Source organism: Streptomyces sp. NBC_01450 (assembly GCF_036227505.1).
Lineage (GTDB): Bacteria > Actinomycetota > Actinomycetes > Streptomycetales > Streptomycetaceae > Streptomyces.
This window is the reverse complement of sequence record NZ_CP109480.1, coordinates 7105919-7118322: the sequence shown is the minus strand read 5'-3', so window position 1 is coordinate 7118322 and position 12404 is coordinate 7105919. Positions and strand designations below refer to the sequence as shown.

The window sequence follows — 12404 nt, the reverse complement described above, 5'->3', positions numbered from 1 at the left end:
CGAGGAGGAGAAGACATGGCGGAGCCCACGCCGCGTCGGAACGAACCGCGGCTACGCCCCGCGCCCCTGCTCTTCGAGCCCGCGGAGGCGGCCGGTGATCCTGAGCACTTCTTCGATCTCGAGTCGATCGACGATCCTCGGGCGCTGCTGGCGCGGGCCACGGAGCTGACGCTCGCGTTTCGTGCCGCGGCCGATCGGGCGCTCGAGTTCCAGGCGATCGCCGCCGCGCAGCTGGCTGATCCCCGGCGGTTCGACCGGCTTACGCCGGCCGCGATCGCGGAGCGGGCCGAGTGGACCGAGGACTACGCGAAGAAGATGGTCGAGTTCGGGCGGGATCTGTTGCGGGGGGCCGAGGGGGACGGGCGTGGGCTCGGGCACGGGGTGGGCGACCATGCGTGAGCCGGTCGTTCCGGTGTGACCGCGGGGTTGATCGCGCGGTTCCCCGCGCCCCCGAACACCTCAGGCTGGCATATGCCAGGGGGCAAGATACTCCCCTCCCCTGCTCCCTGTCCTGGGTTCTCGCAACTCTCGGGGGCCGGATGCTTACCGACGGTAGATCTCATAGGCATGAGCAGCACACGGAATCCGGCAAGCTCCGCCGCCCCGTTGCCCGACCGGTTCGACGTCTGTGGCGTCACCCCGGACGGAGCCGCCTGGCTCGCCTCGGCAGGAACATATCCGCGCAGCACCCTCACCCTCTGGGAGGAACGCCCGAGCGCCCCGGTCGTCCTGCCCTGCGGCACCGCCTTCGACATCGTCAACACGCCCGCGATCTTCGGCCGGCGGATGCTCGACCGGCTGTGGGACGAGGGGCCGGGCTCGGGCCCGGTGGCCGTGCACCGTGGGCGGATGCTGCTGTTCAGCGCGCCGGGCACCGCGCAGCGCCTGTCGTCGCTCCTGGAGTGGGAGGGGTGGGGGGCGGGTGAGTCGGGGGGATCCGGGCGCGTCGACGCCGTCCCTCCGCTGCTCTGCCACGGGGTCGGCGACGCCGTGACCGTCCCCGCGCTGAGCCCCGTGGCCCACCTCACTTCCCGCTGGCTGGTGGCCCCCGACACCCGGCATCCCTGGCTTCCTGGGCCCGAGATCCTGGCGTGGGCGGCTGTCCGGGCGGCCCGCACGGCCGCGTCCGCCGCGGTGCGGATATCGATTTTTCCTCCCGCCGATCAGGATGCTAAGGTCTACGACGTCAGCAGGCGCCGCTAGCTCAGTTGGTTAGAGCAGCTGACTCTTAATCAGCGGGTCCGGGGTTCGAGTCCCTGGCGGCGCACAGACGGTGAGAAGCCCCTCGCGTGAGCGGGGGGCTTCTTGCGTGTCCGGGCCCGGAGGCCCCACACCGGCGCCGCGGGGGCAAGCAGGCTCAGCCTGTCGTGATCTTCACCGTCCACGCCCCGGACGACGTCCGGTCCTCGACCTCGACGCGCACGTGCTCACCGGGGACCGTGAAGCTCTCCCCGAGGCCGACCGGCGCGTCCGCCAGGGGCGGGTAGACCGAGTCGCCCCAGCAGGACTCGGAGTGCGGATGGGCGTCGATGACCTCGATCGGGCCACCGCCGGAGTCGGTCTCGCTGCGGATGCGGTAGATCAGGACACCCTGGGTGCAGGTGGCGCCGTCGTTGCCCGTCGAGCTGCGCGCCTCGAAGGCCAGCGCGCTGTCGGGACCCGTACGGACGACCGCCAGCTTGGTACCGCGACCGGAACCGAAGATGCGCGCCCCCGGGACCGAGGTGGGCAGGGCCAGGGCCGAGGCCCGCACCCGGGAGCCCGAAACGGCCCCCACCGGGCCGGAGGGGGCGACGGAGACGGACGCTCCGGGGCCCGGGACGGACAGCTCCGAGCCCGGGGCGGACCCCCCAAAACCGGAAACCGACCCCCCGGAGCCCGGGGCTGACCCCCTGGAGCCCGGGGAGGACCCCCTGGAGCCCGGGGAGGACCCCTCGGAGCCCCGAACCGGTGCCGGGCCGGGCAGGGCGGCGGTGCTCGTCGCGGAATTCGGCGCCCCGGACGCCGCCGTCCCCGCCCCGCCCGTGACCGGCCCCGAGCCCAGCGGTTCCAACGTCAGCCTCGCGGTCCCGTGCTCCCGCAGGCATGCCACCTGGCGCGTCTCCAGCCAGCCGAGCTTCCACTTGTGCCAGCCGAACAGGTCGGGGGCGAGGCCGAACTGGCTGCCCATGAGGTCCCAGTCGCCGACATAGGTGTCCCAGTCGCCCTTGCCGTCGGAGGGGCGGTGGTAGAGGTCGGGCAGGTCGAAGACGTGCCCCGTCTCATGGGCGAGGACGAGGCGGTCCGGCGGGTGCTTCTCGAAGACCGTGACGACGCGGCGGATGTCCTTGCCGTCGGCCTCGATGGGGCTGTCGAGGTTGACGACCTTCGTCGCGTCGGAGTCGACGCCCGGCGCGTCCGGATCGGCCACGAAGTAGACGATGTCGTAGCGGGAGAAGTCGACCTGCCGGTCGGCCACGGCGACCGCGTCCCGCAGATAGGCGCCGCGCCGCGCGGCGTTCCAGTCGCGCTTCATGGCGTACGAGGTGGAGGCGTGCGGCATCTGGATCCAGTCGCGCTGCGGATGCGGGCGCAGCGTGAACTTGCCGTACGAGGCGCGCTCGAAGAACTGGCTGGTGGCCGGGAAGTAGTCGGCGGCCAGTTCGGCGGGCGTGGTGCGTGGCCGGGAGTCCGGGAAGGACAGATAGACGAGCACCGCGTCGAGGGGGTGGGTGGGGCGTGGGTAGTCGGCGTTCCAGGTGTCGAGGCCCTCCGAGTGGTGGGCCTCGGTCCGCCTCAGGGCGCAGGGGGAGAAGAGGGGTTCGGCGAGTGCGGGGCCCGTGATCAGGGAGGTCGCGGCCAGCGCCGTCATGGAGGTGAACACGGCCGCGGTACTGCGCCAGCGCTGCGCGCTCAGACGGGCGAGAACCCTCGGCACGCCGAGAACCGTCGGGACGTCAGGAACCCGCGGCACGTCACGGGTTCGACCCTGCCGAGCCTCTCGGGCGAGACCCCTCAGGGGGCGCTGACGCGGCACGTCGACCTCCGGATGCGGTTTTCGGGACACCGCACCCAGCTTGTGTGGGTTAGTAGCACTTCGCCCTGTTTGCCTGCGCCGGAAGAGTGAGCGGCCGCGCATAGCCGAAACCCCGAACGACACCCCGAACACTCACGGAACGTCACATGTGATCGCGGGACGCAGGAACCGGTCCAGAAGCAGGCAGAAACGATCTGTCAGAACCGGTGGTTGTTCCGGGACACTGGACTGTGGCTGGAAGGCTCCGGAACCAGCCTCTATGATCGGCACACTTTCCTGCACGGACACGGCTTGTTCGGCCGTCCAGCACCGGCCGACCACCCGAGAGACCCATACGAAGAACGAGTGCACTGCGGGAGCGAGCGGTGAGCGGAACGTCCGAAGGGCCGACGCCCGCGGCAGATCTCATCCGGTCGGCCGTCACAGAGCGTCACATCGACACATCTCCGCGTACGTCTCCTCGTACGTACGCCGGGGCGCCTCCCAGCGCATCCGTCTCCGCCGTTTCACCCCCCGACGCATCCCCTCGCACCGGAGCCTCTCCCAGCACGTACGCCCCGGCGGAAACACACCTCGGCACCCTCGACATCCCCGAGTCCACCCTCGACACGCCCGGGTTCGTCCCCGACACGCCCGAGGCCGTCCCCGACGCGGCGCTCGTCCCGTCCGCCGGCGCACCGGCATCTCCCGATGCCTTCCGTGCCGCCTTCGCCGCCGCGCCCCTTCCGATGGCCGTGGTCGACCGCGAGGGTCTGGTCGTCATCGCCAACGAGTCGCTCGGCGCGCTGCTCGGCACCGGACCGGGCGCGCTCGTGGGGCGGATCGCGGCGGATCTGGTGGATCTGGCCTCCGAGGCCCGCACCTGGCACGCGTACCGCGAGGTCCTGCGCGGCCGGCAGGCCCGGCTGCGCTGCGCGCGCCGCCTCAAGCATCCCGACGGGCACTCGCTCTGGGTGCAGGTGACGGTCGCGCCGCTGCCCGCGCAGGAGGAGGCGGTACTGGTGTCCATCGCGGACATCAGCGCCCGCCGTGAACTCCAGGCACGGCTGCGGCACTTGCAGATGCACGACCCGGTGACCCGGCTGCCCAACCGCACGCTGTTCTTCGAGCGGCTCTCGTCCGCCTTGGAGGCGGAGGCGTACGAAGAGGGCGGCACCGGCCGGATCGGGCTCTGCTATCTGGACCTGGACGGGTTCAAGGCGGTCAACGACACGCTCGGCCACCGGGTCGGCGACCGGCTGCTGGCGGCCGTCGCCGAACGGCTCACGCGCTGCGCCGACGAGGCGGGTTACGCCCGGGGCGCCACTCCCCTGGTGGCCCGGCTGGGCGGCGACGAGTTCGCGCTCCTGGTCGAGGACTCCACGGGGACGGACCAGTTGGCCGAGCTCGCCGAGTCCGTCCTGAAGTCACTGCAGACGCCCTTCGACCTCTCCGGCCAGCGGCTGTCGGTCTCCGCGTCGATCGGGGTCGTCGAGCGGCGCGCCGCCGGGACGTCCGCGACCCATCTGATGCAGGCCGCGGACACCACGCTGTACTGGGCGAAGGCCGACGGCAAGGGCCGCTGGACACTCTTCGACCCGGAGCGCAACGCCCACCGGATGACCCGTCAGGCGCTCTCCTCCACCCTCCGGGCGGCGATCGAGCGGAACGAATTCGCCCTGGAATACCAGCCCTTGGTGGGCATGGAGGACGGCGGGGTGCGCGGGGTCGAGGCGCTGGTCCGCTGGAACCATCCGCAGTTCGGCACGCTGACGCCGAATCGGTTCATCGGACTGGCCGAGGAAGACGGTTCGATCGTGCAGCTCGGCCGGTGGGTACTGGCCACCGCGTGCCGCCAGGCCCGCCGATGGCAGCTGGACCACCCGGACGCGGTGCCGATCTTCGTCAGCGTCAATGTCGCCGTACGGCAGGTGTGGGACTCCGACCTGGTCGCCGACGTGGCGGAGATCCTCACGGAGACGGGTCTCGCCCCGCGTCTGCTCCAGTTGGAGCTGACGGAATCGGCGGTGATGGGCTCGGCGGGCCGGCCCCTGCAGGCGCTGCAGGCCCTCAGCGACATGGGCGTCCGCATCGCCATCGACGACTTCGGCACCGGCTACTCCAACCTCGCCTACCTCAGCCGCCTGCCGGTCTCCGTCCTGAAACTGGACGGCTCCTTCGTCCGCGGCTTCCAGTACGAGGGGCCCGACGGGGGTGCCGACGGCGCCCACCCCAACCCCGCCGACGAGGTCATCGTCGAGGCCCTCATCCAACTCGCGCACCGGCTCGGCCTGACGGTCACCGCCGAATGCGTGGAGACCGCCTCCCAGGCCACCCGGCTGCGCGGCATCGGCTGCGACACCGGGCAGGGTTGGCTGTACTCCCGCCCGGTGGCGCCGGATCGTATCTCCGCCCTCTTGACGGCGAAGTCCTGACCGCGAGCGGCCGCTATCCGGCCTTCGGCAGCCCGTAGGCGTCCGCGATCAGTTCGTAGGAGCGCAGGCGTACGTCGCCGCCGTGGGCGTTGCCCGTGAGCATCAGCTCGTCGGCGCCGGTGCGCTTGTGGAGGTCGTCGAGGCCGGCGCGGACCTCGTCCGCGGTGCCGTGGATGACGTTGGCGTTCCAGGAGTCGACGAACTCACGCTCCATCGGGCTGAAGTCGTACGCCTCCGCCTCCTCGGGGGTCGGGACGAGACCCGGGCGGCCGGTACGCAGCCGGACCATGTTCAAAGCGGCGGCCCTGACCTGGCGGCGGGCCTCCTTCTCGTCGTCCGTGGCGAGGGCGGAGACGCCGATCAGGGCGTAGGGGGCGTCCAGCACGGCGCTCGGCCGGAAGGACTCGCGGTAGAGGTCCAGCGCCGGGATCGTGTTCTGGGCCGAGAAGTGGTGCGCGAAGGCGAAGGGCAGGCCGAGGACGCCGGCCAGGCGGGCGCTGAAACCGGAGGAACCCAGCAGCCAGATCGGGGGGCGGTGCGGGGACTGTACGCCGCCCGGGGAGGTCGACTGGACGGGGCCCGGGACCGCGTGGATACGGGCGTAGGGGTGGCCGTCCGGGAAGTCGTCGTCCAGGAAGCGGGTCAGCTCCGCGAGCTGCTCGGGGAAGTCGTCGGCACCCTCGTGGAGGCGCTCGGTGCGGCGGAGGGCGGCGGCCGTGGCTCCGTCCGTGCCGGGGGCTCGGCCCAGGCCCAGGTCCACTCGGCCCGGGGCCATGGCTTCCAGCGTGCCGAACTGCTCCGCGATCACCAGGGGAGCGTGGTTCGGGAGCATGACGCCGCCCGAGCCCAGGCGGATGCGGGTCGTGTGGGCGGCGAGGTGGGCGAGGATCACCGCGGGTGAGGAGGAAGCCACGCCCGGCATGGAGTGGTGTTCGGCGACCCAGTAGCGATGGAAGCCGCGGGACTCCGCGAGGCGGGAGATGGCGACGCTGGTGCGCAGGGCGTCGGTCGCGGTGCGGCCGGCGCCGACGGTGACCAGGTCCAGTACGGAGAGGGGTACGGGCGCGGTGCCTTGTGCGGTGCCTCGGATCTCGTCCGTGTCGTCCACCGGGGTGCCTCCTGTTGCGTACGTGTTGCTGTCCTCAGGGCGCCAACAGGAGACAGTCCCCGGTTATTCCCGCCCCCGCCGCCCCTACCCGTCCCATCCTTCCGGGGCTCCGCCCCAGACCCCGCCAAGGGCGCTGCGCCCCCTGGACCCCCGCATCGCCCGAAGGGCTCGTCCTCAAACGCCGGACGGGCTGGAGGTGCGGGCTGACCGGGGTGGGTGGGGCATCGGCCCCAGCCTCGTCCTCAAACGCCGGACGGGCTGAAGACCCGGGCCAGGTGGCGGCTTTTAGGGGTGCGGGGAACTGCGCGACCAGCCCCCACTCAGCCGCAGGCGAAGAGCACACCCCGGAGGACTTACACCTGGATGATGGGTGCCTTTGTGAAGAGGGTGCCGAGGGTGGGGGCGTTCACCTTGCGGCCGGCGAGGCGTAGGGCCTCCCAGACCGTTACCTGGTTGGCGGTGAGGACCGGCTTGGAGAGGGCCTTCTCCAGGGCCGGGAGGTGCGCCGCCGTGTGGAGGGCCGTGTCGGGGAGGAGGACGACGTCGGCGTCGGGACGGTCGCCGGCCCGGCCCACCGCCAGGATCTCCGCCTCGCCCCACGTCCCGACCTCCGCCGCCGTGACGATCCCGGAGGCCCTGGTCGACACGACCTCCACCCCCGCCTCCCGAAGAAACGCGGCGACGAGGTCCGCCACGTCCTGCGGGTACGTCGCCGCGATCGCGACCCTCCGGGCGCCGATCTCCCTGACGGCGTGCGCGAACGCGAAGGACGTGGAGGACGCGGGCAGCCCGGCCGCCCGGGCCAGCGCGCGCACCTGCTCGTGGGCGCCCTCCCAGCCGTACACGAAGCTGCCGCTGGTGCACGCCCAGACGACCGCCTCCGCGCCGGACAGCCGCAGCTCCTCGACGCCCGCCGCGAGCCGGGCCGGCGAGCCCATCTCGCGCAGCGCGTCGACCCGGTGGGCGTCCTCCCCGATGTCCGTGTGGACCAGCTGCAGGCGGACGTCGCTGCCCAGGAGCTGTTCGATGCGCGGGTAGTCGTCCTCGGCCGAGTGACCCGGGTAGAGGAATCCGAGTGCGGTCATGCCCAACCTTCCTGTTCTTCCGGCAGTACAGGTCCCCCGCGGGCGGCGTGATCGATCAGCCGCTGATAGGGGCCCACCGCCCGGGTACCCAGGTGACGCAGCGCCGCCCACATCGTCACCTGGTTGGCCGAGATCACCGGTATGCGCAGCTCCGCCTCCAGCTGGGGGATGACGTCGTACGACCGCGCGGCGTGGCGGGCCATGTCGACCAGGGACTGGATGACCGAGACTGTGTAGGGGGTGACGAGAGCGATCCGGTGGGCGGCCGGCTCGGTGAGCGCCTCCAGCAGTGCGCCGGAGGTGGTCGGGGACGCCACCTCCCCCGCCCACGAAACTGCCGGAGGTGCACGCGTACGCCACGACCTCGGGCGCGACCGCGTTCAGCGCGCGCACCGCGTCGCCGAGCGTCTCGTGCTCGGAGACCAGGCGGGCCAGGTCCAGGCTGACCTCGACCGGTACGAACGGGGTGCGGGTCAGGTGCAGGGAGACGTCGTCGGGGACCCAGCGCCACAGCTCGCGGTCGAGGGCGAAGCCGAAGGAAGACGAAGGGGCAACGGACCGTGTGTGCGTCCGTGTTGACGAAGGTAGGTTCGGGTGCGAGCGTGGTCAATCCGCGCATCTCAGACGGCTCCGGCCGCCCCCGCCCCACAGGCTCCTCCACTCAGGAACCCGGAAACCCAGGAACCCAGGAACCCAGGAACCCAGGAACTCTCAGGAAAGCGGACTCGCATTGCGAAACGGTTTCCCCCGAACACCGCGCCCGGTGTCCCGCACCACCACCCTCCTCGTCCTGGACGCCGAGCCGCTCCCCCGCCTCGGCAGACTCACCGGCCGGGTGCGGATCGAGCACGCCGACGAGTCGACGCTGGCCGAGCGGCTGCCGCACGCGGACGTACTGCTGGTCTGGGACTTCGGCTCGCACGCGGTGCGCCGCGCCTGGCCCGGCGAGGGCCCCAGACCGCGCTGGGTGCACACGGCGAGCGCGGGCGTCGACCACCTCATGTGCCCCGAACTCGCCGCGTCCGACACGGTGGTGACCAACGCGCGCGGCATCTTCGACCGGCCGATCGCCGAGTACGTCGCCGCGCTGGTCCTCGCGATGGCCAAGGACCTGCCGAGGACCTGGGATCTGCAGCGGCAGCGGGAGTGGCGGCACCGGGAGTCGCAGCGGGTGGCGGGCACACGCGCGTGTGTGGTGGGTTCCGGGCCGATCGGACGGGCGATCGTCAAGACGCTCAAGGCACTTGAGGTGACGACGGCCCTGGTGGGGCGCACCGCGCGCACCGGGATCCACGGGCCCGAGGAGCTCGACCGGCTGATGGCGCGCGCCGACTGGGTGGTGTCGGCGGCGCCGCTCACCGAGGCGACGTACGGCATGTTCGACGCGCGGCGCTTCGGGATGATGCAGCCTTCTGCACGCTTCATCAATGTCGGCCGGGGGCCGTTGGTCGTCGAGGACGCGCTCGCCGAGGCGTTGTCGAAGCGGTGGATCGCGGGCGCGGCCCTCGATGTCTTCGAGCACGAGCCGCTCGGCCCGGACAGCCCGCTGTGGGGCGTCCCCGGGCTGATCGTGTCGCCGCACATGAGCGGGGACACGGTCGGCTGGCGGGACGAACTCGGGGCGCAGTTCGTGGAGATGTACGAGCGCTGGGAGGCGGGCAGGCCGCTGCCGAACGTGGTCGACAAGAAGCGCGGATACGTACCGGGACACTGAGACTTCCCCGACTTCCTCTGGAGGGGCCGATGCCGGAACTCGTCGAGCTGACCGCGGTACGACTCCTCGACGGCTACCGCAAGGGCGAGTTCAGCCCCGTGGACGCCACGCGGGCGGCGTTGCGCAGGGCCGAGGAGAGCGGGCCGGACGTGAACGCGTTCGTGCGTCTCGACGCGGACGCGGCCCTCGCGCGGGCGGAACGGTCCGCGGACCGCTGGCGGCGGGGTGAGCCGGCGGGGCTGCTGGACGGCGTTCCGGTCTCCGTCAAGGGATGCCCGGGACCCAGCCCACGTCCCCGTTGAGCAGCAGGTTGTTGCGTTCGTAGAAGAGGGCCAGGTCGACGACCGTGGTGCCGGGGCGTACGTCGGTGTCGTAGCCGTAGGCCTTGGTGCCCAGTTCCGTGCCCGCGAAGGCGAAATGGCAGAGGTCTCCGGCAATGGGGGTGACGGTCGGATTTTCCAGCGGTGGCTCCGATTTCGCGAAAGGCGGGAAAAGGGCGTAGATCTCATTGCGCGCGTACTTCGCGTGGTAGACGTCGCCGCCCAGGGGAAGCGCGTCCCACACCGCCGCGCAGGTGACCGGCGCCCGGTCGTCGAGCATTTTCGCCGTGCAGTGGACCCATCGCTTGACCAGCGAGATCTCGATGAATCGATCCGCCATGCGTTCCATGGTCTCCCCGGAGTCAAGGGCGCCTCGACATCACTCGACGTCGTACGGGGCCGAAATCGATCCGAATACTTCGCATGCTCTCGGGTAGCCGCGCGGCCATGGCTCCACCACTCAGGAATGACGGGAATGACGGGACCGACGCGGCGAAACGAAGTCCGAGTCGGCGGTCGCTGCTCGCGGGTGTCTCCGCGCTCGGTGCCGTCGGCGCGCTGGGCGCCGCCGGCTGCACCCGGGTCGCCACCGCGTCCGACAACGGCGGTGATCTCCTCGACCGGCTCAAGGCCCAGGGCGTCGTACGGCTGGGCATAGCCGGTGAGATCCCGTTCGGCTACATCGACAAGAACGGTGAACTGACCGGCGAGGCGCCCGAACTCGCCAAGGTGATCTTCAAACGGCTGGGCATCGACCGGGTGCAGCCCGTGCCGACCGAGTTCGGCTCGCTCATTCCCGGGCTCGACTCGCAGCAGTTCGACGTCGTGTCCGCGGGGATGTACATCAACCCGGAACGCTGCCGACAGGTCGTCTTCGCCGACCCGGACTACCAGATGCTGGACGCCTTCGTCGTGCGCAAGGGCAACCCGAAGGGCCTGCACGACTACAAGAACGTCGTGGCGAAGAAGGCCAGGTTCGCGACCGGCACCGGGTACGCCCAGATCCAGCACGCCGTCGAGGCGGGGTCCAAGGAGAGCGACATCCTGATCGTGCCGGATCAGGTGGCCGGGCTGAACGCGGTCGAGGCGGGGCGTGTCGACGTCTTCGCCGGGACCGCGCTGACCACCCGCGAGGTGGCCAGGAAGTCCCGCAAGGCCGAGAGCACGAAGCCGTTCGCGCCCCTGGTGAAGGGCAGACCGCACGTCGACGGCGGCGGCTTCGCGTTCCGTTCCGCCGAGACGCGGCTGCGCGACGCCTTCAACGTGGAACTGAGGAAGCTGAAGGCCGGCGGGGAGTTGTTCCGCATCCTGCGGCCCTTCGGGTTCACCCGGGCCGAGATGACCGACATGACCGCGAAGGAGCTCTGCGGCGGATGACCTCGGGACTCTGGGAACTCGTACTCGAAGGTGTCTGGGTCACCGTCCAGCTGCTGTTCCTCAGCGCGCTGGTGGCCGGGGCCGTGTCGTTCGCCGTCGGTGTCGCGCGCACCTCGCGGCGGTGGATCGTCCGCTTCCTCGCGGGCTGCTACACCGAGGTGTTCCGCGGCACCTCCGCGCTGATCATGATCTTCTGGGTGTACTTCGTGCTGCCCCTCGCGTTCGGCTGGCAGCTCGTCCCGATGTGGGCGGGCACGCTGGCGCTGGGGCTGACCTACGGGGCGTACGGCAGTGAGATCGTGCGCGGCGCCCTGAACGCCGTCGACCCCGCCCAGCGCGAGGGCGGCATCGCGCTCAGCTTCACGCCCTGGCAGCGGATGCGGCTGATCCTGCTGCCGCAGGCGGTGCCCGAGATGATCCCCTCCTTCTGCAACCTGCTGGTCGAGCTGCTCAAGGGCACGGCCCTGGTGTCGATCATGGGCATGGGCGATCTGGCGTTCAGCGGCAACCTCGTGCGGCTCGCCCTCCAGCAGAGCGCGGAGATCTACGCGTACGTCCTGCTGATCTACTTCGCGATCGCCTTCGTGATCACCCGGCTGATGCGCGCGCTGGAGCGGCGGCTGAAGGCCGGGATCGGCAAGGCGCCGGAGCCCGCCAGGACCACACCTCGGCGCGCGGAAGCCACCGGCGTCGGCGCGACGGGAGGTGCCTCGTGAACTGGGACTGGGGCGCGGTACGCGACTTCATGCCGCACTTCCGGGACGGACTGCTGGTCACCCTGCGGGCGCTGGCCCTCGGCTCGGTGATCTCCTTCGCCCTGGGTCTCGTGTGGGCCCTGCTGATGCGCACGCCCAGCCGCTGGGTGCGCTGGCCGGTAGGGGTCGTCACGGAGTTCATCCGCAACACCCCGCTGCTGGTGCAGCTGTTCTTCCTCTTCTACGTGCTGCCCGAGTGGAACATCACGTTCTCCGCGCTGACCACCGGTGTCGTCGCGATCGGGCTGCACTACTCGACGTACACGATGCAGGTCTACCGGGCCGGCATCGAGGGCGTGCCGGCCGGCCAGTGGGAAGCGGCCACGGCGCTCAACCTGCCGCCGTGGCGCACCTGGACCGCGGTGATCCTGCCGCAGGCGATCCGCCGGGTGGTGCCCGCGCTCGGCAACTACGTCATCTCGATGCTCAAGGACACCCCGATGCTGATGGCGATCACCGTGCTGGAGATGCTCGGTGAGGCGCGGCTGTACTCGCAGGAGCACTTCCGGTTCACCGAGCCGCTCACGGTCATCGGCGTGGCCTTCATCCTCATTTCCTGTCCCGCTTCCCTCCTTCTGCGAGCCCTGGAGCGACGTCTTGTCCGCTGACACCCCC

Annotated in this window: 10 protein-coding genes, 1 tRNA gene and 3 pseudogenes; 9 read left to right on the top strand and 5 right to left on the bottom strand. The window is 71.1% G+C overall.

The annotated features are described in order from the left end of the window. Positions 1 to 15: 15 nt before the first annotated feature. The 3 genes from OG568_RS31725 to OG568_RS31715 all read left to right on the top strand — a co-directional run bounded on the left by OG568_RS31725 (position 16) and on the right by OG568_RS31715 (position 1267). On the top strand, positions 16 to 399 hold the full coding sequence (locus tag OG568_RS31725; protein WP_329534009.1) for a hypothetical protein: 384 nt from the start codon (positions 16 to 18) through the stop codon (positions 397 to 399). A 168-nt stretch (positions 400 to 567) separates the two neighbouring features. Beyond that, on the top strand, positions 568 to 1203 hold the full coding sequence (locus OG568_RS31720) for a bifunctional DNA primase/polymerase (protein WP_329534008.1): 636 nt from the start codon (positions 568 to 570) through the stop codon (positions 1201 to 1203). Next, a tRNA-Lys gene (locus OG568_RS31715) sits at positions 1194 to 1267 on the top strand. Before OG568_RS31720 ends, OG568_RS31715 begins: the two co-directional genes overlap by 10 nt. Positions 1268 to 1357: 90 nt before the next feature. Here OG568_RS31715 and OG568_RS31710 read toward each other — a convergent pair. Further along, positions 1358 to 2917 (bottom strand): M6 family metalloprotease domain-containing protein, encoded by a 1560-nt coding sequence (locus tag OG568_RS31710; RefSeq protein ID WP_443077794.1) that lies wholly within the window; start codon positions 2915 to 2917, stop codon positions 1358 to 1360. Positions 2918 to 3381: 464 nt separating this feature from the next. Between OG568_RS31710 and OG568_RS31705 the strand changes: the two genes are divergently transcribed. Continuing rightward, the gene (locus OG568_RS31705; RefSeq protein ID WP_329534007.1) at positions 3382 to 5430 is read left to right on the top strand and encodes a putative bifunctional diguanylate cyclase/phosphodiesterase; all 2049 of its coding nucleotides are present in this window, start codon (positions 3382 to 3384) and stop codon (positions 5428 to 5430) included. Between the two features lie 13 nt (positions 5431 to 5443). Here the strand turns inward: OG568_RS31705 and OG568_RS31700 are convergent, their stop codons facing one another. From OG568_RS31700 to OG568_RS31690, 3 genes and pseudogenes are all read right to left on the bottom strand, one after another. Next, positions 5444 to 6538, bottom strand: coding sequence for an LLM class flavin-dependent oxidoreductase (locus OG568_RS31700; RefSeq protein ID WP_266687543.1), 1095 nt, complete (start codon positions 6536 to 6538; stop codon positions 5444 to 5446). Positions 6539 to 6891: 353 nt separating this feature from the next. Next, positions 6892 to 7623, bottom strand: a complete 732-nt coding sequence (locus tag OG568_RS31695) for a maleate cis-trans isomerase family protein (RefSeq protein ID WP_329534006.1) — start codon at positions 7621 to 7623, stop codon at positions 6892 to 6894. Further along, positions 7620 to 8184 (bottom strand): annotated as a pseudogene (locus OG568_RS31690) (decarboxylase); the annotation flags it as partial. The pseudogene OG568_RS31690 and the gene OG568_RS31695, both read right to left, overlap by 4 nt. Before the next feature lie 202 nt (positions 8185 to 8386). On the opposite strand from OG568_RS31690, the gene OG568_RS31685 reads away from it, so the two are divergent. Then, the gene (locus OG568_RS31685; RefSeq protein ID WP_329534005.1) at positions 8387 to 9337 is read left to right on the top strand and encodes a D-2-hydroxyacid dehydrogenase; all 951 of its coding nucleotides are present in this window, start codon (positions 8387 to 8389) and stop codon (positions 9335 to 9337) included. Between the two features lie 29 nt (positions 9338 to 9366). After that, positions 9367 to 9606 (top strand): annotated as a pseudogene (locus tag OG568_RS31680) (amidase family protein); the annotation flags it as partial. Position 9607: 1 nt separating this feature from the next. Here the strand turns inward: OG568_RS31680 and OG568_RS31675 are convergent. Further along, positions 9608 to 9997 (bottom strand): annotated as a pseudogene (locus OG568_RS31675) (DUF3830 family protein); the annotation flags it as partial. A gap of 107 nt (positions 9998 to 10104) precedes the next feature. Between OG568_RS31675 and ehuB the strand changes: the two are divergent. Genes ehuB through ehuD form a run of 3 tightly spaced genes read left to right on the top strand, consistent with a single transcriptional unit; the run spans position 10105 to position 12397 of the window. Then, entirely contained in the window at positions 10105 to 11034 is a 930-nt protein-coding gene (ehuB, locus tag OG568_RS31670; protein ID WP_329534004.1) for an ectoine/hydroxyectoine ABC transporter substrate-binding protein EhuB, read from the top strand. Continuing rightward, entirely contained in the window at positions 11031 to 11750 is a 720-nt protein-coding gene (gene ehuC, locus OG568_RS31665) for an ectoine/hydroxyectoine ABC transporter permease subunit EhuC (protein ID WP_329534003.1), read from the top strand. Before ehuB ends, ehuC begins: the two co-directional genes overlap by 4 nt. Then, the gene (gene ehuD / locus OG568_RS31660) at positions 11747 to 12397 is read left to right on the top strand and encodes an ectoine/hydroxyectoine ABC transporter permease subunit EhuD (protein ID WP_329534002.1); all 651 of its coding nucleotides are present in this window, start codon (positions 11747 to 11749) and stop codon (positions 12395 to 12397) included. The genes ehuC and ehuD overlap by 4 nt, the downstream gene beginning before the upstream one ends. Positions 12398 to 12404: the final 7 nt, after the last annotated feature.